We start from the raw sequence: 23,101 nt of genomic DNA on the forward strand, positions 1-23,101 counted from the left end.
GCGGCGCGCACGGCGCGCCGAACCGGTTGTGGAGAACTGTTCCAAGGCGTATATTCCAAGTCGAATAGTTGGTCTGGAACACCGGTCTGGAGGCTCGGATGGCGTCGCTCACGCCCCTCGCGTTCGCCGCGCTCGGACTCCTCGCCGAGGCGCCGATGCACCCGTACGAGATGTTCCAGACCATGCTGCAGCGGCGAGAGGACGAGAACGTCAAGGTCCGACCGGGCACGCTGTACCACCAGATCGGGCGGCTCGTCGACCTCGGCTACGCCGAAGCCCTCGGCACCGCCCGCGAGGGCAACCGCCCCGAGCGCACCACCTACGCGATCACCGACCACGGTCGGGACGCCCTCGAGGCGGGCCTCCGCCGCATGGTCGCCGAGCCGGCGGACGAGTACCCCGAGTTCCACATCGCGGTCTCCCACGTCGACAACCTCAGCGCCGACGACGTGGTGACCGCCCTGCGGGCGCGCGTCCAGGCGCTCACCGCCCGACGCGACGAGTACGACGCAGCCGCCACGAGCCTCCAGGACAAACGCCTGGCCGAACGCTTCTGGCTGGACCTGTCGTACGTCCGTGCCATGCTCACCGCGCAGATCGAGTGGCTCTCCGCCACCGCCGAGCGCGTGGCGAGCGGCGACATCCCCTGGGACGGCCCCGCCGTCCCCGCACCGACCTCTCCGAACAGCAAGGAACCCACTCGATGAGCACCACGAGCGCCCCACCGTCCACCACCGAGAAGAAGCCGTGGCCCGCCCTCTGGGCACTCGTCGTCGGCTTCTTCATGATCCTCGTCGACTCGACCATCGTGTCGGTCGCGACCCCGACCATCGCCCAGAAGCTCGACGCGGACATCAACGCCGTGATCTGGGTGACGAGCGCCTACCTGCTCGCCTACGCGGTGCCGCTGCTCATCACCGGCCGCCTCGGTGACCGGTTCGGGCCGAAGGTGTTGTACCAGGTCGGCCTCGTGGTCTTCACGCTCGCGAGCCTGTGGTGCGGCCTGTCCGGTTCGATCGAGATGCTCATCGTCGCCCGCGTCGTGCAGGGCCTCGGTGCCGCGATGATGACGCCGCAGACGATGTCCGTGATCACGCGCATGTTCCCGCCGCAGAACCGCGGCGCGGCCATGGGCCTCTGGGGTGCGACGGCCGGCATCGCCTCGCTCGTCGGTCCGATCGCGGGCGGCCTGCTCGTCGACGGCTTCGGCTGGGAGTGGATCTTCTTCGTCAACGTCCCCGTCGGCGTCGTGGCGTTCGTCCTCGCGCAGCGCCTCGTGCCGCGCTTCGAGCGCAACCCGCACCGCTTCGACTACCTCGGCATCGTGCTGTCGGCGGTCGGCATGTTCCTGCTCGTCTTCGGCATCCAGGAGGGTGAGACCTACGACTGGGGCACCATCACCGGCCCGATCTCGGTCTGGGCGCTGATCATCGCGGGCATCGTCGTCCTCGCGGCCTTCGTGGTGTGGCAGGGCGTGCAGAAGTCCGAGCCGCTGCTCCCGCTCGGGCTGTTCAAGGACCGCAACTTCACGCTCGCGAACATCGCGATCACGGCCGTCGGTGTCGCGATCTCGTCGTTCGCCCTGCCGCTCATGCTCTGGGCGCAGGACGTCAAGGAGTTCTCGCCGACCCAGGCCGCGCTGCTCCTGGTGCCGATGGCCGTCATCTCCGCCGCGCTCGCACCGCTCGTGGGCAAGAACCTGCACCGCTGGAACCCGCGCTGGGTCGGCGCGTTCGGCCTCGCCTGCTTCTCGGGTGGCCTGTTCTGGTTCGCCGGACTCGTCGCCGCGAACGCCGGGTGGCAGCTCATCCTGCTGCCGAGCGCCCTGCTCGGCATCGCGAACGCTTGCATGTGGGGCCCGCTGTCGGTCTCCGCGACGCGCAACCTGTCGCCGAAGCTCGCCGGCGCCGGGTCGGGTGTCTACAACACGACCCGCCAGATCGGTGCCGTGCTCGGTTCCGCCGGGATCGCCGCGCTGATCGAGGCGCGCATCACGGCGAACTTCCCGGCACAGTCCGGCGGCGCCTCAACGGGAGGCGCGGAACAGCAGGTGGGCACGCTCCCGTCGTTCCTGATGGACCCGTTCTCGAAGGCGATGGGCCAGTCCCTGATCCTGCCGGCGGTCGTGCTCGTGGTCGCCATCGTGGCGGCGCTGTTCCTCGCGAAGCCGAAGCAGACCGTCGCGTGGTCCGGGTCCGGGTCCGGGGCCGTCGCGGAACCCTCGGCTGCCGGGTCGACCTCGACTGCGACTGCGTCGGCTCCCGCGGAGCACGGTGTGCACGCTGCCGCGGCGGCACCGGCCACGCCGGAGGAGGAGCTCGCGACGACCGACCACCACGGCCGGCACGCCAGCGCCTGACCTGCACCACGAGGAGCCCCCGGCCGAGCGTCCGGGGGCTCTGTCGGGCATCGGGCGTCGGGCGCGTGCCGACTGTGCCGCGTCGACTCGGAACGACGAGGTCGCTGTCGTACGACAACGACGCTGTCGCTACCCGGCGTCCGCAATGATTGCGTGCCGCAAGGTGCGACACCGTCGATGTCGTGCGACATCGACGCTGTCGTTCCGAGTCGGAAGTGGGGGAGTCGCCAGGGGGAGTCGGGAGGAGGAGGGCGCCGGGTCGGGAGCGGCGGACCGGGAGGGAGAGCGCCTTGGGCCATGCGCTCCCGAGTCGACTCGGAACGACGAGTTCGGCGCCCGTCCGCGTCGACTCGGAACGACGAGGTCGGCGCACATCCCGCGTCGACTCGGAACGACGAGGTCGCTGTCGTACGACAACGACGCTGTCGCTACCGGGCGTCCGCAATGGTTGCGTGACGCAACGTGCGACACCGTCGACGTCGTACGACATCGACGGTGTCGTTCCGAGTCGGAAGGGGGGGAGTCGGGCGGGGGGCGCCAGGGGGAGTCGGCGGGGCCCGTGCCCTCACCCCCGCCGCGAGAGGTGCGCCCGGGTCAGCTCGGCCATCTCCTCGTCGGAGAGCGCGTCGACGGCGTGGGCCTCGCGGCGGTCCGTCCGCTGCCACCGCACGAACAGCGAGATGAGCACGGGGATGTCGGCGACCTCCGCGATGAACCACAGCAGGTCACCCGCGAGGTGCTGGTCCCGCAGCGCCGACGGGAACCACCCTGGCCCCGACGCCATCACGGTCGCACCGTCCAGCACGTGCCCGGTGATCCGCAGCACGATGCCCGGGATCGCATCGAGCATGAGCTCCACGAACGCCAGCAGGAACTCCGCCGTGACGAAGGTCGAGGAGCGGAGCGAACCCGCCTCGGTCAGCGGTGCCAGCAGCCCGAAGCCCAGCATCGGCACGAGCACCGTGATCGCCACCGCCCAGACCGGGGAGGTGCGGATCGCTGCCGACAGCGGGGTGAGCAGCACGCAGAAGAGCGCCAGGGCCACCAGGGGCGAGACGATCGCGTTGCCGAGCACGCGCACCGGACGCGACCCCATGACGGCGGAGGCGGCGTCGGCGAGACGAGCCGGGCCTCCCGTCCGGAGCAGCGTGAGCGGCGCGGCGAACGCGGCGAACGTGGGGACCGCGAAGAAGAGCAGGGCGAGCCTCAGCACGAACGCCCACCGGAGCGTCTGGTCGTAGACGCCGACGATGCCGAACTGCAGGATCCCGAACAGCACCAGTGCGCCCAGGAAGGACAGCGTCCGCCACCAGGGCCAGCGGGCGCCGCGGTGGTGTGCGGCCACCACCCACCACCCGTAGGCGACTGCGGCGACGAGGATCATCGCGGCGGCCAACGGGTCGAGGTGCCAGATGCTCCAGAACTCGGACGGTGACGGCGTGGGGTGCCTCCTGCGGATCGTGCTGCAGGATCATCCTCCGCCCGTGACCCCGCCGACGGCAGGTCGGGGCGGTGAGAACCGGCTCAGATACGTCGGACGCCGACCGCCGGCACCGTGCGGGAGAGGACCCACACGCCGACCGGGATCGTCACGGCACCGATCGCGGCGATGCCGAACGACAGGTGCAGCTGCATCACGGCGAAGGCCGGGCCGATGGTGCACACGACCGCGAACGCCACCAGGGGCCACGCGGGTCGGTCGGCTCCGGGCACCAGGCGGGGGAGTGGCCGGTCGAACCGGCTCAGGGCCCTGGCGACACCGAGTGCTGCGGCGAGGAGCACGACGAGGGCGATCGCCCGCGTCGCCCACCACGTCGCGGAGCCGGGCGCGGGGAACGGCACGCCGATGAACAGGGCGATCCCGTTCAGTGCGATGAACAGCGGCAGGTGCCAGAGGTAGATCGTCATGCCGTCGCGGCCGAGCAGGAACACGGTGCCCTGCGCTGCCCGGGTCTGCATGAGCCGAGTGAGCGGCCCGTGCACGACCTGCACGAGGCACGCCTGCGCGACCGCGAGGAACGCCAGCGGCAGCATCGGCGGGTTGAGGTCCTGCAGCATGTCCGGCGCCCAGAGCCCGACGGAGGTCATCGGCACCAGGGCGGCGTACACCGCGGCGGCGACGGCGACCAGCACGAGCCGGGAGCGCCGAGCGAACCAGCCGTCGGCCCAGAGGAACCCGAGCTGCTGCGCGAACAGCCACACCGGACCGAGGTTGAGGAGCCCGACGTCGGCCGCACCCGTGCCGAGGCGGACACCGTCGATCGCGGCTGCGAGCACGAGGAGCGCGGCGAGCGTCACCCACGGGGACCGCTCGTGCAGGCGCGCCATGAGCGGCACGAGGCACTGCGTGATGCCGTACGCGGCGAGGAACCACAGCGGCGACCCGATGCCGAACGCGACCTCGGCGAGGAGGTCCTGCGGCGTCCCGAGCAGCGTCGCGACGCCGAGCCCCACGGCGAGCACGAGGAACAGCGGCGCCGCCGGGCGGAACAGCCGGACGAGTCGGGTGGCGACCCAGTCGCGGGCTCCACCGCCCCGGGCGACGGTGCTCCGCCAGCCGACGGCGCTCGCGAACCCGCCGACGACGAAGAACAGCGGCATCACCTGCCCCGCCCAGGTCGCCGCGACGTACCAGTCGAGCTCCTGCAGCGGGCTCGTGATGCGGATGCCGGCGTCGTCGGCCGCGACACCGACCATCGTGATGTGCACGAAGACGACGAGGACGACGCATGCCGTCCGGATGAGGTCGACGACCAGGTCCCGCTTCGCGATGATCCCCCGGACGTCCACGCTGGTCGGTGCCTGCTGAGTGGACATGCCGGGACGCTACCGGGCGATCGACCGTTCCCAGGTCCGTTCCAGCGGATCGCGACCGAACCGTGACACATCGTATTCCGGTGCGGGAATGTGCCGACACGCGGCTCCTCAAGCCGGGAGGGCTGTATGGTTGGCATTGTCTTGACCGCTGCAAAAGAGAGGTGCGCCATGGACGTCGACGCCGACCTGCTCCGCGGAGCCGGGCTGCGGGTCACGACGCCGCGCCTCGCGGTGTTGCGCGCCACGGCGACGATGCCGCACGCCACCGCCGACGACATCGTCACGGCCCTGACCGCGGAGCTCCCCACGACGAGTCACCAGGCGGTGTACGGCGTCCTCGCGGCCCTCACCGGTGTGGGGCTCGTCCGCCGCATCGAACCGGCGGGCAGCCCCGCGCGGTACGAACGGCGCACCGGCGACAACCACCACCACATCGTGTGCACCATGTGCGGCGCCATCGAGGACGTGGACTGCGCCGTGGGGCACTCGCCCTGCCTGACGCCCTCGGACGCGCACGGGTTCGCCGTCACGACGGCCGAGGTCACCTACTGGGGGATCTGCGAGCCGTGCGCCGCAGCCGAGCGCGACGACGTCCCGCCGACCGCAGCGGAGCGCGATGACGTCCCCCAGACGGCAGCGGAGCGCGACGCCGTCCCACCGGCGGCAGCCGAGTACGACGCCGTCCCATTGACGGCAGCCGAGCGCGACGCCGTCCCACGAACCACCCGAGCAACCCTGACCGAACCAACCGTTCCACGCTAGGAGGAACCGTGTCCGAACAGAACACCGAGCACACGCCCACCACCACGACCAACAGCGGGGCCCCCGTCTCGAGCGACCAGCACTCCATGGGTGTCGGCGCCGACGGGCCCCTCGCGCTCCACGACCACTACCTGGTCGAGAAGCTCGCCCAGTTCAACCGGGAGCGCGTGCCGGAGCGCGTCGTCCACGCCAAGGGCGGCGGTGCCTTCGGTACCTTCACCGTCACGAACGACGTGAGCAAGTACACCCGCGCCGCGTTCCTGCAGCCGGGCAAGCAGACCGAGATGCTCGCACGCTTCTCGACGGTCGCCGGCGAGCAGGGCTCCCCGGACACCTGGCGCGACCCCCGTGGCTTCGCGCTGAAGTTCTACACCGAAGAGGGCAACTACGACCTCGTCGGCAACAACACCCCGGTGTTCTTCATCCGCGACGGCATCAAGTTCCCGGACTTCATCCGCTCGCAGAAGCGCCTGCCCCACACGAACCTCCGCAACCACGACATGCAGTGGGACTTCTGGACGCTGTCGCCCGAGTCGGCGCACCAGGTGACCTGGCTCATGGGCGACCGCGGTCTGCCCGCGAGCTGGCGCATGATGAACGGCTACGGCTCGCACACGTTCCAGTGGATCAACGCCGAGGGCGAGCGTTCCTGGATCAAGTACCACTTCATCTCGGAGCAGGGCCACAAGACCCTGACGCAGGAGGACTCCGAGCGCATCGCCGGTGAGGACGCGGACTTCCACACCCGCGACCTGTACGAGGCGATCGAGCGTGGCGACAACCCGCGGTGGACCCTCAAGGTGCAGATCATGCCCTACGAGGACGCCGCGACGTACCGCTTCAACCCGTTCGACGTGACGAAGGTGTGGCCGCACGGCGACTACCCGCTCATCGAGGTCGGCACGATGGAGCTCAACCGCAACCCGGAGAACTACTTCGCGCAGATCGAGCAGGCCTCGTTCGCCCCGTCGAACTTCGTACCCGGCATCGCGGCGAGCCCGGACAAGATGCTCCTCGCGCGCATCTTCAGCTACGCCGACGCCCAGCGCTACCGCGTCGGCACGAACTACGCGCAGCTGCCGGTGAACGCCCCGAAGAACGAGGTGCACTCGTACTCGAAGGACGGCGCCATGCGCTTCGACTTCCAGAAGGCCGAGGTGCCGGTCTACGCGCCGAACACCCAGGGCGGCGCGCACGCCGACCCGAACGCCACGGACGAGACCCCCGGGTGGGAGTCCGACGGCACGCTGCAGCGTGCGGCCGCGACGCTCCACCCCGAGGACGACGACTTCGGGCAGGCCGGCACGATGGTCCGCGAGGTCCTCGACGACGCAGCCCGCGAGCGTCTGGTCGGCAACATCGCCGGACACGTCGCGAAGGTGACGCGCGACGACCTCCGCGAGCGCGTGTTCGCGTACTGGACCAACGTGGACGCCGAGCTCGGCGCACGCGTGCGCGCGGCGGTCCAGCCGAGCGCGCCCGGTTCGAACGAGGACCCGGAGAAGGTCGCCGTCGAGGCGTAGTCGGCACCATCCCAGACGGGAGGCACGGTGCGGGTCGGACCCGCACCGTGCCTCCCGTCCGTGGTTGCGGCGCGCAGCTGCGCACCGTGACGACGAGTGCACACGCGGGCGCGTGCGCACTCGTCGTCCTGCTGCGCAGGACCGGCCGCGCTCGCGCTAGACCTGCTGGCCGTTCAGCCAGATGTCGCCGGTCGGCCAGTCCTCGAGCTGTGCCGCCACGGGGAACACCATCCAGCCGCCCTGCTCGGTGTTGCTGAGGCCGGCGCCCTCGGCCGTGAAGGCAGAGAACGTGCCGACCGCATCCGGGAGCTCGTGCCAGCCGAGCTTCGCGTAGAACGGGATGCGGTTCTCGCCGGCGCCGAGGAAGCCGTACGGCACGCGGAGCCCCTCGAGGACGGCGTGCGCGCGGGTCATGAGCTCGCGGCCGATGCCCGTTCCCTGGAGTCGGGGTGCGACGGCCACGATGCCGGTGTCGCCGATGAGGACGTCCTCGCCGCCGACGCTGATGTACATGCGGCGGATGCCGACGTGCGCGAGGACGACCCCGTCCGCATCCCGTGCGAGCACCCGCCGTTCCGGTTGCATGCCGGACCAGCTCCGGCCGCCCACGTACCAGTGCGACCAGTCGGGGAACGCCTGCCCCAGCATCGCCGCGATTGCCTCGTGGTCGGGGAGCGTCAGCGTGCTCTCCTCGACCACCTCCCACCGGATGTCATCGCTCACATGCCCATCCTGCCCGGTGCGGCCCGCGGCGGCCCGGAGCGGCGACCCGACTCCACGCCCGCCGCGCGAGAACTCGACGGTCCAGCGCCGCAGACGCCCACCGCGCGCTCAGCCGCGGCCGGGCGCCGTGACCTCGATGCGGTTCGCCCACGGGTCCTCGAACGCCACGGTCCGTCCGTCGTCGGCGGTCTGCACGCCGGTGTCGTGCATCCGGGACACGAGCGCGCCGAGGTCGTCCGCCCCCGGGACCTCGATCCGCACGAGCCCGAGGCCGAGTGCGAGCTGCCGACGACCGGCGCCGCGGGAGTTCCACGTGTTCATCGCCATGTGGTGGTGGTACCCGCCGGCGCTGACGAACAGCGCCCCTCCCCAGCCGGCGGTGGTCGCGAAGCCGAGCCGGTCGACGTAGAACTTCTTCGCGGTGTCGACGTCGCCGACCGACAGGTGCACATGGCCGACACGACCGGGGCGCGCCGCCGCGTCCGAGAGCGCCGCCGAGGTCAGGTGTTCCTGCAGGAACGCGTTCGCGTCGACGTACTTCGTGTCCATGTCGATCGCACCGTGCGTCCACGACCACTCCGTGCGGGCCCGGTCCCAGTAGAGCTCGACGCCGTTGCCCTCGGGATCGGTGCAGTAGAAGGCGATGCTCACGAGGTGGTCGGCGCTGCCCGTGAACGACTGCGGGTACCGCGTCGCGACGGAGTACAGCGCCGCCGCGAGGTCGGCTCGGGAGTCGAACAGGATCGCGGTGTGGAACAGCCCGGCCTCGTGCGGCGCGGCGTGCTGCATCGCGGGCGCGTGCTCGAGCACCACGATCGGCGTCGTCCCGCGTCCGAGCACCGCGACGCCGGCGTCGTTCGAGAACAGCGACAGCCCGATGCCGTCCCGGTAGTAGCCGATCATCCGGTCGAGGTCGCCGACCCGCAGGGTGACGGCACCCATCCCGGTGTCCGCGGCGAGGAGGTCCTGCGTGTGCATGTGACCATCCTCCGCCCATTTGGTTGACGCGTCAACCAAATGGGCGGAGGATCACCGTGCGCTGAACCCGCCGTCCGACTTCAGGAGCTGCCCGTTCACCCACCCGCCATCAGCGCCGAGCAGGAACCCGACGAGCGCCGCGGTGTCCGACGGCAGCGACGGCCGCCCCAGCGGCGTCTGCTCGGCCGCGGCACGGCGGATCTCGTCCGTCATCCACCCGGTGTCGTTCGGCCCCGGGCTCACGAGGTTCGCGCTCACCCGGACGTCGCCGAGCTCCTGCGCGGCGCCGATCACGAGCCGGTCGAGCGCACCCTTGCTCGTGCCGTAGGGCAGGTTGAAGCCGACGTGGTCGCTCGTCAGGGCGACCACCCGACGACGGTCGAGCGGCGCGTCGACGCCGGCCCGCAGCCGAGCCGCGTACGCCTGCACGAGCAGGAACGGCGCGCGGACGTTCACCGCCATGTGTCGGTCGAAGGACTCGAGCGTCGTCGAGGCGAAGTCCGACGCCACCGACTCGCAGTGCGACAGCACGACGGCGGTCACGGGTGCGCCCGCCTCCGCCTCGGCACGGCCGACCAGCGCGGCCGCCTGGTCCGGATCGGCCAGGTCGACCGGGAGGCGCGTCACGGCCGCACCCGCGTGCTCGCACTCGGCGACGACGGCGTCGATGCCTTCCGGGTCGGCGGCACCGTGCACGCGGGCGTCGTACGGGCCCCACCACGAGACGGCGAGGTCCCAGCCGTCGCGCGCCAACCGCGCCGCGACCGCGGCGCCGATCCCGGCGCGGCGACCGACACCGGTCACCAGGGCGAGGGGTCTGTGGGTCATGGGTCGAGCCTCCCGTCTGGGCGCAGCGGTGCGCCGACGCCGCCAGGGTGGCATCGCACCCGGGGTCCTGTCGGGACGGCGCGCCCGGCGAGGGCCAGGATGGGGTCGTGCCCCGCTCCCGACCCGCGCCCGTGCGCGACCGCCGCCGTCGACCGGGGCCGGGCGACGTCCCCGTCGAGGCCGTGCGCGACCGGATGTCGTCGTACGTCTACGGCAACATCACCGTCCTCGCCGCCGCGATCGCCGTCGACCCCGAGGCGATCCACCACGGTTCGGCGATCTGGGCCGTGCTCGCGACCGCCGTGCTCACGTACCTGGCGCACGTGCTGTCGCACCTCGTGGCCCACGGCATCGGCGCGGAGGAGACCGACGACGCGGCCCGACGCGAATCCGTGGCGTCGATCGTGCGGAACGCGAACCCCATCGCCACGTCCGGGCTGATCCCCGCGGTCCTCTACGCCGTGGCGTGGGCCGGGTGGGTTCCGGCCCCGTGGGCGCAGACCGCGGCGCTCGTCATCCTCGTCGTGCGCATCGGCATGGTCGGGGTGTTCATGCAGCGCCTGAGCGGGCAGCGACCGACGTTCCTCGCGCTCTGGGGCGGCATCGTGCTCGCCGCGATCGCGTTCGTGATCGGCCTCGCGAAGGTGGTGCTGACGCATTGAGCACGACGTCGGCCGCGATCGTGGCCGACTGGAGTCGGTCGTGTCGTTCCGCTGGTCGTTCCCGGCGGCCCGGTCAGCAGCCGGTCGAACGCAGGGTGACGTCGGTGACCTGACCGCTCTCGATCGTCGCGGTCTGCTCACAGAGCCCGTCCGCCCGGACCGTGACCTTCCCGACGGCGACGCCGGCGAAGTCGACCGTGCCGCCGGCGAAGACCCGCTGGTGCGCGGCGAGCCGCCCGTTCGGCACGGACACCCGGACCTCGTACGCGTGGTTCGCCTCGTTCGACGAGACCGTCACCGAGATGCGACCGGTGGAGTCCTGCGCGCCACACCCGGTGAGCGTCAGGGCCGCCGCGAGACCGAGGACGAGGACGGGGACAGCACGGCGGAACACGGGGCAAGCCTACGCGGCGCCGTCGTCCACAGAGCGCACTCGATCGGGCGATGTCCTCCGCACGGGGGACAGGCAGTCTCCGGAGGGCGCGTTAGCGTGGAGGCATGACAGGCGAGACCGCGACGGCCCCGAACCCGAGTGCCGCGACCGACGCCGTCCGACGCGCCGCACTGCTCGCCGCACTCGACGTCGTGAACAGCGGACCGGAGGAACGGTTCGAGCGGATCACCCGCATCGCCCGGGAGGCGTTCGGCGTCTCCGGCTCGTTCCTCAACCTCGCCGGGGAGACCCACCTGCTGCTGAAGTCGCAGCAGTCCGGGCAACGCTTCGACCCGCTCATCCCGCTCGCCGACACCTTCTGCGGACGGACACTCGCCGAGGACGGCCCCGTGCTCGTCACGGACGCGCTGGCGGACCCACAGTTCGCCGACCTCCCCATGGTCACCGGCGACCCGAACGTCCGGTTCTACGCCGGCGTCCCGCTCCGGGCCGGAGCCGACCAGCTGAAGGTCGGCACGCTCTGCCTCATCGACCCGGCACCCCGCACGCTCGACGACGCCGACGTCGCCCTGCTCGAGGAGCTCGGGACCTGGGCCGAGCGCGAACTCGCCGTCGGGGCCGACGAGGACCGGATGCGCGCGGTGCTCGCCGGCCTGACCCCGCGTGACGTCACCGTGCCCGGGTACGCCATAACCGGCATGTCCGTGCCGCACGGCCTCGTCTCGGGCGACTTCCACGAGTGGCACCTCGCCGACGGCGCGCTGTACCTCACCGTCGCGGACGTGATGGGCAAGGGCATGTCCGCCGGGCTCCTCGCCGCCGGCATCCGCGGAGCCGTGCTCGCCCGCGGGGCCGCCGACCCCGTGTCGGCGCTCGCCGCCGTGGAGGACCAGGTCGCGCCGGAGCTCAGCCGCGCGGAGTCGTTCTCGACGCTGTTCCACGCGCGGCTCGACCCCGCGTCGGGGCGGCTCGACACGGTCGACGCCGGACACGGTCTCGTGCTGCAGCTGCACGCCGACGGCACCGAGACGATCCACCGCTCGACGGACCTGCCGCTCGGCTTGCACCCCGTCGGGATGGCACGCGCCGGAGAGTCGCTCGTCCTCGAGCCGGGCGACACGCTCATCGTGGTCAGTGACGGGGCGCTCGAGCTGTTCGACTCCACGCTGGCGTCGCTCTCGCGGCTCGGCGGCGTGTACCGGTCGGCCGGGTCGGCGGCGGCGTTCCTCGAGCGGGTGCGCGAGCGGGCGGCGACGCACGACCCTGGCGACGACCTGACCGTGGTCGTCCTGTCCCGCGACGCCTGAGCTGCGCGCCGTCCCGCGCGCGCTGTCGGTGCTGCAGGGGCGTCCGTCGGGCGTCGTCGGGCGCTTTCGGCGTCCGTCAGGCGCCGAGGCGGTCGATGAGCTCCCGGTAGCGCGCTGCCGTCCGCTCGACGATCTCGTCCGGCAGGACCGGCGGGGTGCCCTGCTTGTCCCAGTTCGCGCTGAGCCAGTTCCGCACGATCTGCTTGTCGAACGAGTCCGTGCGGTTGCCGTCGGCGTACGTCTCGGCGTCCCAGTACCGGCTGGAGTCGCTCGTCAGGACCTCGTCGCCGATCCGGATCTGCCCGGCGGTGTCGTGGCCGAACTCGAACTTCGTGTCGGCGATGATCACGCCGCGCTGGAGGGCGATGGCCGCCGCCTCGGAGTACACGTGCAGCGACAGGTCGCGGAGCTGTGCCGCGACGTCGGCACCCACGAGCTCCTCGGTGCGCTCGAACGAGATGTTCTCGTCGTGCTCGCCCTGAGGGGCCTTGTACGCGGGCGTGTAGATCGGCTCCGGCAGCCGGTCGCCGTTCGACAGGCCGTCGGGGAGCGGCACGCCGCACACACTGCCGGACTCCTGGTACTCGGTCCAACCGCTGCCGACCAGGTACCCGCGGACGACGCACTCGACCGGGAACATCGTCAGGGGCATCACGTGCATGGCCCTGGCCGCGACCTCGGCGGGCACCGGGGTGCTCGTCGCCGACGGGCCGAGGAGGTGGTTCGGCACGTCGCCGAGCTGCGTGAACCAGAACCGGGACAGCCGCGTGAGGAGCTCGCCCTTGCCGGGGATCGGCGGCTCGAGGGCGAAGTCGTACGCGCTCACCCGGTCCGAGGCGACGAGGAGGAGTTCGGTCGCGGTGGCGACGGACGCGGTGTCGGCGGGGACGTAGAGCTCGCGGACCTTACCGGACGAGACGTGCTGCCACCCGTCGACCTGCGGCGCGCTCACCGGGTCACCGCCGCGGCGATGTCGGTGCGGAACTGTGCACCGTCGAGGGTGATGTCGTGCAGCCCCGCGTACGCGCGGTCCCGCGCCTCGGTGAAGTCGGCTCCGGTCGCGACGACGCTCAGCACCCGACCGCCGGTCGCCACCAGATCGCCGTCGAGGACACCGGTCGCGGCGTGCAGCACCGCGACGCCCTCGCGCGCGTTCGCCGCGTCGATGCCGGTGATCGGTCGGCCGGTCCGCGGGTTCTCGGGGTAGCCCTCGCTCGCCAGGACGACCGTCACGGCGACGTCGTCGCGGAACTCCGGCGCGGGTGCTCCGCCGAGCTGCCCGGTGGCCGCGGCGAGCATGAGCGCGCTGAGCGGTGTCGCCAGGCGGGGGAGGACGACCTGGGTCTCGGGGTCGCCGAAGCGCGCGTTGAACTCGATGACGCGGACGCCCTGCTCGGTGACGATGAGCCCGCAGTAGAGCAGCCCGACGAACGGGGTGCCCTCGTGTTCCAGTTGACGGACGGTCGGCAGCGCCACCAGGTCGGTGACCTCGGCCACGAAGGCGGCCTCGGAGCCCCAGCGGTCGGCGAGCCACGGCAGCGGGGAGTAGGCGCCCATGCCGCCGGTGTTCGGACCGGCGTCGCCGTCGCCGAGCCGCTTGTAGTCCTGCGCGGGGCTGAGCGGGCGGACGTCGTGGCCGTCGCTCAGGAAGAACAGCGAGACCTCCTCGCCGTCGAGGAACTCCTCCACCACGACGGGCCCGTGCTGCAGCCAGTAGGCCGCGTGGTCGATCGCCGCCTGGCGGTCCTCCGTCACGAGGACGCCCTTGCCGGCGGCGAGCCCGTCGGCCTTCACGACGTGCGGGGCACCGAGCTCGTCGATCGCGGCGACGGCTTCGTCGATCGTGCCGGCGGAGACCGGACGGCCGGTGGGGACACCGGCGGCGGACATGATCCGCTTGGCGAACGCCTTCGAGCCCTCGAGCGCCGCCGCGGCCTTGCTGGGGCCGAACACCGGGATGCCGCGGGTCCGGACGGGGTCGGCCACGCCGGCGATGAGCGGGGCCTCCGGGCCGACGACGACGAGCTCGATGCCGTTCTCGATCGCGTACTCGGCGACGAGCGCACCGTTCGTCGGGTCGAGCGACACCGTCTCGACGTCGGCCGCGATGCCGGCGTTGCCCGGTGCCGCCGTGATGACGTGCCGCGACCCGTCTGGCGTGGACTCCGCCAGGAGCGCCGTGATGATCGCGTGCTCGCGGGCACCGGAACCGAGGACGAGGATTCGCACCCGATCACCCTACCGAGCCGGGGGAGCCCCACGCATGTGCGCCTCGGGACGACAACTGCACCTGCGCCCGTGCGCGCAGTCGTCGTCAGGGAGAGCAGGTCGGGAGAGCGGGAAGGAGAGCGGGAAGGAGAGCGGGAAGGACCGCGGGGCTAGCCTTGGAGCATGCCGAGCAGGACCATCGACGACGCCGAGGGAGCCGCCGCACTCCGCGCGGTCCTCGGGGGCGCGACCGACCGGCCGAGCACCGCCACCGCCGTCCGCTGGACGCTGCAGCGACTCGCCGAGGACGTCCCCGGCAACAGCGTCGAGGTCCGCGTCCCGCCGTTCGCGGCCGTGCAGGCGGTCCCCGGCCCCCGGCACACCCGCGGCACCCCGCCGAACGTGGTCGAGACCGACGCTGCGACGTGGATCGCGCTCGCGACCGGCACCCTGACCTGGCCCGAGGCGGTCGCGGCGGCCCGCGCGAGTGCCTCCGGGTCGCGGGCGGACCTGACGGCGTTCCTGCCGGTCCGGACGGACGTCTGACCCGGACAGCCGGAGGCTTGCATACCGGCCGGTCTCGAATTAGGTAGGACCTACCGATGTCCTCCGTGCAGCCCGCGCGTAGCGTTGTCGGCGAGCTGGATCGGCTCGGTCCCGCTGAAGTCGCCGGGATTCGGACCCGACCCGAACGGGTCCGAACCCGGCGACAGCGTCAACGGTACGCGATCTCTCCCGATCCGTGGGACTCATCCGGCGTGGCGTGCTGCATTCCGCAACTCCGCACGAGCGTGATGCGGCTTCGGGACGAACTCCGCATGAGCGCGATGCGGCTTCGGGACGAACTCCGCACGAGCACGGTGCGGCCTCGGGACGAACTCCGCACGAGCACGGTGCGGCCTCGTACTGCTGCCCGGCGCCGATCAGAACAGCTCGGCGAGCTCCGCCCTGGCGTGCAGGTCCCACTTCGTGAAGACCCGCGACAGGTGTGCGTCGATCGTGCGGACCGAGAGCCCGAGCTGCTCGGCGATCCGGCGGTTCGACAGGCCCTGCGCCGCGAGCTCCGCGACCTCGTACTCCCGCTTCGTCAGTGGCGCCCGCTGCGCCCGTCCGGCGGTCACCGCCATGCCGTGCGCGGCGAGCGCGGTCTGCGCGTCCGCGATCCGGGCACGGTCACGCGATCGGATCGCATCCGCGTACTCGACGATCGACGCAGCGAGGGGACCGTCGACGCGGCTCGCGGCCGTGCGCATCCGGTCCAGGCTCACGCCGGACTCCCGCCCGTGGAGCATGTCGATCGTGTAGTGCAGTGTCTGCGCGTACATCACGTGCGTCCAGGCGCCGCTCGCGGTCGCCCGCTCCGAGAGCTCGTCCGCGTGCCGGAGCCCCGCCGGGTTGCCGAGCACCGCCTCCGTCCACGAGATGGAGGTCGCGATCTGCTCGCCGGTGATCCGCATCGCCCGAGGCGGGGTCGTCCGGGCACGCTCGAGTGCAGCCAGCGCGGCCTCGGCCTGCCCGGCGAACGCGTACGCGAGGGCGAGCCGTGCCCACGGGTACGCCCCGAACCCGCCGTGGTCCGCCACGGCGTAGCGCTCGCACGCGGCGGAGAACGCGGTGATCGCGTCGTCCCACCGGCGCTGCCCGAGCGCCAGGTTGCCGGCGCCGATGAGCTCGAGGGTGAAGTCGTACTTCATGAACGGGCTCGACCGCTGCAGCGAGACCTGGGTGATGAGGTCGTCGACGTCGCCGCGCCACACCTGGACCTGGTGCATCACGGACATCAGCTCGCCGACGCTCCACGGCGCTTCCTCGACGTGTGCCGACGCGGTCGCGAGCGCGGCCGTCCCCAGCCGCATCGCGTCGTCGAGCCGCCCGGCCGTCGCGAGGGCCATCACGGCGCACGGCGCGATCGCCAGGAACGACGTCGGCACGGTCGGCGCGTCGACGATCCCGGAACGGGCAACCTCGTCGCGGACCTCCTCGAACCGGCCACCCCAGCCGAGGTGCGACAGGCGCAGCTGGCGGAGACGCTCCGCGGCCTCCGGTCCGACGAGCTCCATGGCGGTCTCGGTCAGGGCGACGGCGGCGTCGGTGTCGTCGTCGTGGAACTGCCGGATGTTCGCGAGGGTCTCACACGCCTCGATGACGGACTGGTCGTCGACGTCACCGCCGCACGCGATGCCCCAGGCAGCCTCCGCGTCGGCCCGCCCGGCCTCGCGCCCCAGGCTGTACCCCCGCGCCAGCGACCGGAGACCGTGCGCGGCGACCCGCTCGGACGCGGTGAGGTCGGCCCGCAGCGCGGCGGTGGCCAGGGCGACGGCGCTCTCGTGCTCCTGCAGGCGGACGGCGACCTGCGCGGCGTCGAGCAGCTGTGGCGCGGGCGGCTGCACGCCGCACTCGAGCGCCCACAGCGCGGCACGGAGTCGCGCGGCCGGCAGGGCTCCCGCGTCGTGGTCGGCCCGGAAGGCGTTCGCACGCGCGAACAGCGTCGTCCGTCGGGCGACCGGCACCAGCGACCGGATGACCTCGCCGACCAGGGGGTGCGACGGACGGACGGTCGGCTCGCCGTGCTCCAGGGAGTCGATGCGGGCGAGCCCGAGCGCGACGACACGGTCGACGTCCCCACCGCCGACGAGTCCGAGCAGCCGGGACAGCGGGATCGGGTCGGCCAGCGCGACGATGTCCACGACGTCGCGGAGGTCCTCGGGGAGCGCGCCGAGTTCGCTGCGGTACATGTCCGCGAGGCTGTTCGACGCGGTGATCCGGCCGCGCCAGTACCACCCGGACGCGGTGTGCTCCAGCGCACCGGACGCGAGCGCCGCCCGCACGACCTCGCGCAGGTACAGCGGGTTGCCGGCCGTCGCACGGTGCACCCGCTCCACCGACGCCGACTCGAGCGGTGCGTGCAGGGCGTCGCCGATGAGCGCCGCGGTGTGTTCGAGGTCGAGCGGCTCGAGGTCGATCCGCTCGAGCAGGTCGTCCTGCCACAGGGCGCGGAGCGGTTCGGCGAGGGCGGTGAAGTCCCGGCAGGTGAGCACCAACCGGGCGCCCTCGTTGCGCACGAGCCAGGCGACGTAGCGCGCGGAGATGGCGTCGAGGTGGTCGGCGTCGTCGATCCGGACGAGCAGGTCGTGATCGAGCAGGTCGGCGGCCTGGCGGAGTCGCTGCTCGGCGCCGGCCTCGTCGGCGAGGATCTCCTCCGGCAGCTCCCCGAGCCGCTCGGACACCGCCTGGAAGGGCATCGAGGCTCCGGAGGGCACCGCGGTGATCGGCACGACGAGCGTCCGTCCACTCGTGTCGGCCCGGGCGACGCGGTCGCTGACGCGTGCCGCAGCCGTGCTCTTGCCGAGTCCGGGCGCCCCGACGAGCGCGACACTGCACCCGTGCTCGGCCACCACCGCCACGGCGCGGTCCTCCTCGCCGCGCTGCACGATCGGCCACGAGATGCGCGCCGGGACGTCGGGACGCCGACGATCGGCCGCCGTCGATCCGGTCATGCAGCGTCACCTCCACCCCGGGACGCACCGCGCCCCTGCTCCATCCTCTCCCGGTCCGCAGTGCGCGGACCGGCTGGAGCACGTCCCACAGTGGGGGACAATGGTCGGGTGAGCAACACCGATCCGCACGACGCTCCGGTTCCCGCGCCCGGCACCGTCTCCTCCGCCGACGAGGTCACCATCCGCCGCGCGCCCAAGTTCGGCGTCTTCATCATCGGTGGCGCGCTGGTCGGCTTCCTGGTGACGCTCGTCGTCATCTCGCTCACGATGAACCTCGACCGCGGCGACCAGCAGGAGACGCAGAGCTTCGGCAGCCTGGTCGGCTACTTCGGCCTCTGGGGCGTCGCCATCGGCGGCTTCGTCGGCGCGCTCGTCGCGATCGTCCTCGACCGCGTGCTCTCGCGCCGCGCCGCGCGGCTCACCGCGGAGCGCGTCGAGGTGGAGATGCCGCCGGAGACGGTCGAGGGCGAGATCGAGGACCACGGCGACCAGCCGCGTCCGTAGACGCGACCACCAGCGGACTGGAGGCCCGGGTGCCAGCTGGCACCCGGGCCTCCAGTGCGTCTGGGGCTGCGTGAGCAGCGACGCTCAGCTGAGCTGGTTCGCCTCCACCCAGGCGAGGTACTCCGGCGTCACGGTGCCCGTGACGTACTCACCCGTGAAGCAGCTCATCTCGAGGTCGGTCACGTCGGAGCCCTCGATGATGGCGTCCCGCATGTCGCCGATCTCCTGGTAGATGAGGTGGTCGCTGCCGAGCACCCGGTTGATCTCGGGGATCTTGCGGTCGTGCGCGATGAGCTCGGCCCGCGTCGGCATGTTGATGCCGTACACGTGCGGGTAGCGCACGGGCGGGGCGGCACTCGTGAAGGTGACCTCGTTCGCACCGGCGGCACGGGCCATCTCGACGATCTCCCGACTGGTCGTGCCGCGCACGATCGAGTCGTCGACGATCAGGATGTTCTTGCCCTTGAACTCGGACGACATCGCGTTGAGCTTTTGGCGCACCGAACGCTTGCGCTCCGCCTGCCCGGGCATGATGAACGTGCGGCCGACGTAGCGGTTCTTGTAGAAGCCCTCGCGGTACTCGATGCCGAGCTTCTGCGCGACCTGCATCGCCGCCGGTCGGCTCGAGTCGGGGATGGGCATGACCACGTCGATGTCGCCGGTGGGGGCGTACTGCGCGATCGTGTCCGCCAGGCGGTTGCCGAGTCGGAGCCGGGCGTCGTACACCGAGATGCCGTTCATCACCGAGTCGGGACGCGCGAGGTAGACGTACTCGAACGAGCACGGCACCAGGCGCGGGTTCGCCGCGCACTGCCGGGCGTGCATCGTGCCGTCCATCTCGATGTACACGGCCTCGCCGGGGGCGACGTCGCGCACGATGTCGTAGCCGCCGGACTCGAGCACGAGCGACTCGGACGCGACGACCCACTCGGACGCGCCGGCGTCGTCGAACTTGTGCCCGAGGATGAGCGGGCGGATGCCGAACGGGTCGCGGAAGGCCAGCAGGCCGTGCCCGGCGATGGTCGCGATCGCGGCGTACGAGCCCTCGACGCGCTCGTGCACGCGTTCGACGGCGTCGAAGACCTGCCCGGCGTCGAGCTCGCGGCCGCGCACCTGGCCCTGCAGCTCGTGCGCCAGGACGTTCACGAGCAGCTCGGTGTCCGAGGTGGTGTTGAGGTGCCGGCGGTCGATGTCGAAGAGCTCACGCGTCAGTTCCCGCGTGTTCGTCAGGTTGCCGTTGTGGACGAGGACGATGCCGTACGGCGCGTTCACGTAGAACGGCTGGGCCTCTTCCTCGTTGCTGGCGGCACCCTTCGTGGCGTACCGGACGTGCCCGAGCCCCATGGTGCCGAGGAGCGCACGCATGTCACGGGTCCGGAAGGACTCGCGGACGTGGCCGCGGGTCTTGTGCATGTGGTGGATGCGACCCTCGACCGTGGCGATGCCCGTCGAGTCCTGTCCCCGGTGTTGCAGGAGGAGCAGAGCGTCGTAGATGGATTGGTTGGCTGGCCCCTGCGCAACGAGGCCGACGATGCCGCACATTCGCGGTGTGCTCCAGACCGTAGAATCGGGTGGTACCGAACAAGTCTGCCATGCCCCGACGGAGGACACCGCATGCCCAACCCGTACGCAGAGGCCGGTGTCGACACCGCCGCTGGTGACCTCGCGGTCGAGCTGATGAAGTCCGCGGTCGCGGCGACCCACAACGCCTCGGTGTTCGGCGGTGTCGGCGGCTTCGCCGGGTTGTACGACGTCTCGTTCCTGAAGGACTTCTCACGGCCGCTGCTCGCGACCTCGACCGACGGCGTCGGCACGAAGGTCGCCATCGCACAGGCGATCGACAAGCACGACACGATCGGGCTCGACCTGGTCGGCATGGTCGTCGACGACATCGTCGTGGTCGGCGCGAAGCCGCTGTTCATGACGGACTACATCGCCTGCGGGCGGGTCGTTCCCGAGCGCATCGCGGACATCGTCGCCGGCATCGCCCGCGGCTGTTCTGCGACCGGCACGGCCCTGGTCGGCGGCGAGACCGCCGAGCACCCCGGCCTGCTCGGACCGGACGACTACGACGTCGCGGGTGCGGCGGTCGGCGCGGTGGAGGAGTCCGCCGTGCTGGGCGCCTCGCGCGTGGTCGACGGCGACGTGGTCGTGGCCATCGCGTCCTCCGGGCTGCACTCGAACGGGTACTCGCTCGTGCGGCACGTCCTGTCGTCCCGCGGCGTCGCGGTCACGGACTCGCTGCCGGAGTTCGGCGGCCTCGTCGGCGAGGCCCTCCTCGAACCGACCCGGCTCTACACGTCCCCGCTGCTCTCCGTGATCGACGCACATCCCGGTGCCGTGCACTCGCTCTCGCACGTGACCGGCGGCGGCATCGCGGCGAACCTGGCGCGCGTGCTGCCCGTCGGCTCGTGGGTCGAGGTCGACCGGGCGACGTGGGAGCCCCTGCCCGTGTTCCGGGTGCTCGCGGACATGTCGGGCACGCCGATCGAGGACACCGAGGGCACGTGGAACCTCGGCATCGGGATGTTCGCGGTCGTCGACGCGGCGGCGGCGCCGGCCATCGTCGAGGCACTCGGCACCGCGGGGCTCGCGTCGTGGCTGGTCGGGGCGGTGTCGATGTCGGCGCGGGACCTCGAGGGCTTCGAGCAGGGGGCGAAGGGCGTCGACGGGGGCGCCGTCCGCCTGGTCGGGGCGTACGCGGGCTGAGGCGCTCGCGCGCGGGGTGCTCGCGCGCAACCCTCTCGCCGACTCGGGGCTCTCGCGCGCAACCCTTCTCGCCGACTCGGAACGACAGGGTCGATGTCGTACGACATCGACCCTGTCGTTCGTTGCGCGTGCGGGATGATGCGGGCGTGCAAGAGCGACATCGTCGTTGTCGTACGACAGCGACGTTGTCGCATCGAGTCGGCAGCGCGGGCCGGGGCGGGGCGGCGCGTCGCCCGCACGCGAGAACGCCGCGCCCCCGAGGGGAACGCGGCGTCGGCTGCCCGAGAGGTCAGGCGGACTTGTTCTGGTCCTGCTGGGGCTCGAACTCGTCGTCGCCCTCGTACTGGTCATCCCCGTACTGGTCTGCCCAGCGGTCGACGTAGGAGTTCTCGTCCGAGTCGTGCCCGGCGGAGAGCTCGCGTTCGAGCGCACCGTAGTTCGTCTCCGGGCTGAAGTACTTCAGCTCCCGGGCGACCTTGGTGTGCTTTGCCTTCTGACGGCCGCGCCCCATGCGTGACCCCCTCGTGATCGGCTCGTGTCCGGTGCTACGGGAGACGAGTCATCACCCGGAGAATCCGAACGGTTCGTGGTTGGAAATCTGCCGATCACTCTACCATGTACCCCTATCTGGACATGGCCGGGCGTCAGCCGCGTCCAGCACAATCGGATGTGATGACCGACGCGATGCCGACCTCTGACGACCAGCACGCCCGCGTGGTCGTGATCGGCGCGGGGCAGGCGGGACTGTCGGTCGCGTACCACCTCAGCCGACTCGGACTCCGGCCGGGGGACGAGCTGGTGGTGCTCGACCGGGCGCCGAGCACCGGCGGGGCGTGGCAGTTCCGCTGGGCGGCACTGCGGCTCGGGGCAGCGCACCGCGTGCACGACCTGCCGGGCATGCCGGCGATGGGCCTCCGCTTCGACGACGCCGACCGCGCCCGCCCCGCGCGGGACGTCGTCGGCGAGTACTACCGTCGCTTCGAGCAGCACTACGACCTGCGGGTCCGTCGACCCGTCGCGGTGACGAGCGTCACGCATGCGGGAACCGGACTGTGCGTCGCGACGACGACCCCGGACGGCCGGACGGGACGCATCACAGCGGAGGTCGTGGTGAACGCCTCCGGCACGTGGGGGACCCCGTTCGTGCCGTGGTACCCGGGCCGTGACAGCTTCCGCGGTCGGCAGATCGACACGACCGAGTACGTGTCGGCAGCGGAGTTCCGCGGGCAGGACGTCGTCGTCGTGGGTGGCGGCACGAGCGCGATCGGTTTCCTGCTCGAGCTCGACGGCGTGGCGCGGTCGACGCGGTGGTTCACGCGGCGGCCCATGGCCTGGGCGGACACCGCGTCGCTCGACGTGGAGTCGGCCGTCGCCGCCGTGCAGGAGCAGGACCGTGCGGCCCGGGCGGGGGAGGCCCTGCCGAGCATCGTCAGCGGGACCGGCGTCCCGGTGTCGCGGCGGATCCGCGCGGGGCTCGACCGTGGCGTCCTCCACGACGAGCCGATGTTCGCGGCGCTCGAGCCGGACGGTGTCGTGACGACCGGCGGCGAGCACGTGCACGCCGATGCGGTCATCTGGGCGACGGGGTTCCGCGCCGACCTCCGGCACCTCGCGCCGCTGCGGCTCCGCACGGCGAAGGGCGGGGTGGTCGTCGCGGACGGGCGCTCGGAGGAGGAACCCCGGCTGTTCCTCGCCGGCTACGGTCCCCAGGCCTCGACGATCGGCGCCAACCGGGCGGGCCGAGTGATCGCCCGGCAGGTGCTCGGCGCACTCGACCTCGCGCGCTGACCGACACCCCACAGGACGGTGCACGCGCGGAGCGTCGGCCGT

Annotated in this window: 20 protein-coding genes and 1 pseudogene; 10 read left to right on the forward strand and 11 right to left on the reverse strand. The window is 71.9% G+C overall.

Annotated elements, in window-relative coordinates; genetic code table 11:
* Positions 1-98: 98 nt before the first annotated feature.
* The gene (locus FS641_RS07760; protein ID WP_144762366.1) at positions 99-707 is read left to right on the forward strand and encodes a PadR family transcriptional regulator; all 609 of its coding nucleotides are present in this window, start codon (positions 99-101) and stop codon (positions 705-707) included.
* A complete protein-coding gene (locus tag FS641_RS07765; protein ID WP_144762369.1) occupies positions 704-2,359 on the forward strand; it encodes a DHA2 family efflux MFS transporter permease subunit in 1,656 nt (551 codons plus the stop codon). Before FS641_RS07760 ends, FS641_RS07765 begins: the two co-directional genes overlap by 4 nt.
* A gap of 565 nt (positions 2,360-2,924) precedes the next feature.
* Here the strand turns inward: FS641_RS07765 and FS641_RS07770 are convergent.
* Together FS641_RS07770 and FS641_RS07775 are read right to left on the reverse strand one after the other, a co-directional pair.
* Positions 2,925-3,743, reverse strand: coding sequence for a cytochrome c oxidase assembly protein (locus FS641_RS07770; RefSeq protein ID WP_144762372.1), 819 nt, complete (start codon positions 3,741-3,743; stop codon positions 2,925-2,927).
* 140 nt (positions 3,744-3,883) lie between these two features.
* Positions 3,884-5,176, reverse strand: coding sequence for an acyltransferase (locus tag FS641_RS07775; protein ID WP_144762375.1), 1,293 nt, complete (start codon positions 5,174-5,176; stop codon positions 3,884-3,886).
* Positions 5,177-5,344: 168 nt separating this feature from the next.
* Here FS641_RS07775 and FS641_RS07780 point away from each other — a divergent pair.
* Positions 5,345-5,767 (forward strand): annotated as a pseudogene (locus FS641_RS07780) (Fur family transcriptional regulator); the annotation flags it as partial.
* A 179-nt stretch (positions 5,768-5,946) separates the two neighbouring features.
* Complete coding sequence (locus tag FS641_RS07785; RefSeq protein ID WP_144762378.1) at positions 5,947-7,461, forward strand: catalase; 1,515 nt, start codon at positions 5,947-5,949, stop codon at positions 7,459-7,461.
* 156 nt (positions 7,462-7,617) lie between these two features.
* Here FS641_RS07785 and FS641_RS07790 read toward each other — a convergent pair whose 3' ends face one another.
* From FS641_RS07790 to FS641_RS07800, 3 genes are all read right to left on the reverse strand, one after another.
* A complete protein-coding gene (locus tag FS641_RS07790) occupies positions 7,618-8,184 on the reverse strand; it encodes a GNAT family N-acetyltransferase (protein WP_186317642.1) in 567 nt (188 codons plus the stop codon).
* 108 nt (positions 8,185-8,292) lie between these two features.
* A complete protein-coding gene (locus FS641_RS07795; RefSeq protein WP_144762384.1) occupies positions 8,293-9,162 on the reverse strand; it encodes a VOC family protein in 870 nt (289 codons plus the stop codon).
* A gap of 51 nt (positions 9,163-9,213) precedes the next feature.
* The gene (locus FS641_RS07800; RefSeq protein WP_144762387.1) at positions 9,214-9,990 is read right to left on the reverse strand and encodes an SDR family oxidoreductase; all 777 of its coding nucleotides are present in this window, start codon (positions 9,988-9,990) and stop codon (positions 9,214-9,216) included.
* 107 nt (positions 9,991-10,097) lie between these two features.
* Between FS641_RS07800 and FS641_RS07805 the strand changes: the two genes are divergently transcribed.
* On the forward strand, positions 10,098-10,652 hold the full coding sequence (locus FS641_RS07805) for a hypothetical protein (protein WP_144762390.1): 555 nt from the start codon (positions 10,098-10,100) through the stop codon (positions 10,650-10,652).
* Positions 10,653-10,725: 73 nt separating this feature from the next.
* Here FS641_RS07805 and FS641_RS07810 read toward each other — a convergent pair whose 3' ends face one another.
* A complete protein-coding gene (locus tag FS641_RS07810; protein ID WP_144762393.1) occupies positions 10,726-11,046 on the reverse strand; it encodes a hypothetical protein in 321 nt (106 codons plus the stop codon).
* Between the two features lie 104 nt (positions 11,047-11,150).
* On the opposite strand from FS641_RS07810, the gene FS641_RS07815 reads away from it, so the two are divergent.
* A complete protein-coding gene (locus FS641_RS07815; protein WP_144762395.1) occupies positions 11,151-12,353 on the forward strand; it encodes a PP2C family protein-serine/threonine phosphatase in 1,203 nt (400 codons plus the stop codon).
* Positions 12,354-12,429: 76 nt separating this feature from the next.
* Here FS641_RS07815 and FS641_RS07820 read toward each other — a convergent pair whose 3' ends face one another.
* A complete protein-coding gene (locus FS641_RS07820) occupies positions 12,430-13,305 on the reverse strand; it encodes a phosphoribosylaminoimidazolesuccinocarboxamide synthase (RefSeq protein WP_144762399.1) in 876 nt (291 codons plus the stop codon).
* Entirely contained in the window at positions 13,302-14,582 is a 1,281-nt protein-coding gene (gene purD, locus FS641_RS07825) for a phosphoribosylamine--glycine ligase (protein WP_144762402.1), read from the reverse strand. The genes FS641_RS07820 and purD overlap by 4 nt, the downstream gene beginning before the upstream one ends.
* A 162-nt stretch (positions 14,583-14,744) precedes the next feature.
* Here purD and FS641_RS07830 point away from each other — a divergent pair, with 162 nt between their 5' ends.
* Entirely contained in the window at positions 14,745-15,107 is a 363-nt protein-coding gene (locus FS641_RS07830; RefSeq protein ID WP_144762405.1) for a sterol carrier family protein, read from the forward strand.
* Between the two features lie 377 nt (positions 15,108-15,484).
* Here FS641_RS07830 and FS641_RS07835 read toward each other — a convergent pair whose 3' ends face one another.
* Positions 15,485-18,058, reverse strand: coding sequence for a LuxR C-terminal-related transcriptional regulator (locus FS641_RS07835; RefSeq protein WP_144762408.1), 2,574 nt, complete (start codon positions 18,056-18,058; stop codon positions 15,485-15,487).
* Between the two features lie 108 nt (positions 18,059-18,166).
* On the opposite strand from FS641_RS07835, the gene FS641_RS07840 reads away from it, so the two are divergent.
* On the forward strand, positions 18,167-18,562 hold the full coding sequence (locus FS641_RS07840; RefSeq protein ID WP_144762411.1) for a hypothetical protein: 396 nt from the start codon (positions 18,167-18,169) through the stop codon (positions 18,560-18,562).
* An 84-nt stretch (positions 18,563-18,646) separates the two neighbouring features.
* On the opposite strand, the gene purF is transcribed toward FS641_RS07840, so the two are convergent.
* A complete protein-coding gene (gene purF, locus FS641_RS07845) occupies positions 18,647-20,104 on the reverse strand; it encodes an amidophosphoribosyltransferase (RefSeq protein ID WP_144762414.1) in 1,458 nt (485 codons plus the stop codon).
* A gap of 72 nt (positions 20,105-20,176) precedes the next feature.
* On the opposite strand from purF, the gene purM reads away from it, so the two are divergent.
* Complete coding sequence (gene purM / locus FS641_RS07850) at positions 20,177-21,271, forward strand: phosphoribosylformylglycinamidine cyclo-ligase (RefSeq protein WP_144762417.1); 1,095 nt, start codon at positions 20,177-20,179, stop codon at positions 21,269-21,271.
* Between the two features lie 289 nt (positions 21,272-21,560).
* Here the strand turns inward: purM and FS641_RS07855 are convergent, their stop codons facing one another.
* Entirely contained in the window at positions 21,561-21,782 is a 222-nt protein-coding gene (locus FS641_RS07855; RefSeq protein WP_144762420.1) for a DUF3073 domain-containing protein, read from the reverse strand.
* Between the two features lie 161 nt (positions 21,783-21,943).
* Between FS641_RS07855 and FS641_RS07860 the strand changes: the two genes are divergently transcribed.
* Positions 21,944-23,059, forward strand: coding sequence for an NAD(P)/FAD-dependent oxidoreductase (locus FS641_RS07860; protein ID WP_260855733.1), 1,116 nt, complete (start codon positions 21,944-21,946; stop codon positions 23,057-23,059).
* Positions 23,060-23,101: the final 42 nt, after the last annotated feature.

It is taken from the genome of Curtobacterium sp. 9128 (genome assembly GCF_007673775.1).
GTDB lineage: Bacteria > Actinomycetota > Actinomycetes > Actinomycetales > Microbacteriaceae > Curtobacterium.

Bases quoted from the DNA above. Each gene is read 5' to 3' on its own strand.
- FS641_RS07830 (WP_144762405.1), top strand. From the start codon at position 14,745: ATGCCGAGCAGGACCATCGACGACGCCGAGGGAGCCGCCGCACTCCGC.
- FS641_RS07760 (WP_144762366.1), top strand. From the start codon at position 99: ATGGCGTCGCTCACGCCCCTCGCGTTCGCCGCGCTCGGACTCCTCGCC.
- FS641_RS07775 (WP_144762375.1), bottom strand. From the start codon at position 5,176: ATGTCCACTCAGCAGGCACCGACCAGCGTGGACGTCCGGGGGATCATC.
- FS641_RS07815 (WP_144762395.1), top strand. From the start codon at position 11,151: ATGACAGGCGAGACCGCGACGGCCCCGAACCCGAGTGCCGCGACCGAC.
- FS641_RS07835 (WP_144762408.1), bottom strand. From the start codon at position 18,058: ATGACCGGATCGACGGCGGCCGATCGTCGGCGTCCCGACGTCCCGGCG.
- FS641_RS07795 (WP_144762384.1), bottom strand. From the start codon at position 9,162: ATGCACACGCAGGACCTCCTCGCCGCGGACACCGGGATGGGTGCCGTC.
- FS641_RS07765 (WP_144762369.1), top strand. From the start codon at position 704: ATGAGCACCACGAGCGCCCCACCGTCCACCACCGAGAAGAAGCCGTGG.
- FS641_RS07860 (WP_260855733.1), top strand. From the start codon at position 21,944: ATGACCGACGCGATGCCGACCTCTGACGACCAGCACGCCCGCGTGGTC.
- FS641_RS07855 (WP_144762420.1), bottom strand. From the start codon at position 21,782: ATGGGGCGCGGCCGTCAGAAGGCAAAGCACACCAAGGTCGCCCGGGAG.
- FS641_RS07770 (WP_144762372.1), bottom strand. From the start codon at position 3,743: ATGATCCTCGTCGCCGCAGTCGCCTACGGGTGGTGGGTGGTGGCCGCA.
- purM (WP_144762417.1), top strand. From the start codon at position 20,177: ATGCCCAACCCGTACGCAGAGGCCGGTGTCGACACCGCCGCTGGTGAC.
- FS641_RS07800 (WP_144762387.1), bottom strand. From the start codon at position 9,990: ATGACCCACAGACCCCTCGCCCTGGTGACCGGTGTCGGTCGCCGCGCC.
- purF (WP_144762414.1), bottom strand. From the start codon at position 20,104: ATGTGCGGCATCGTCGGCCTCGTTGCGCAGGGGCCAGCCAACCAATCC.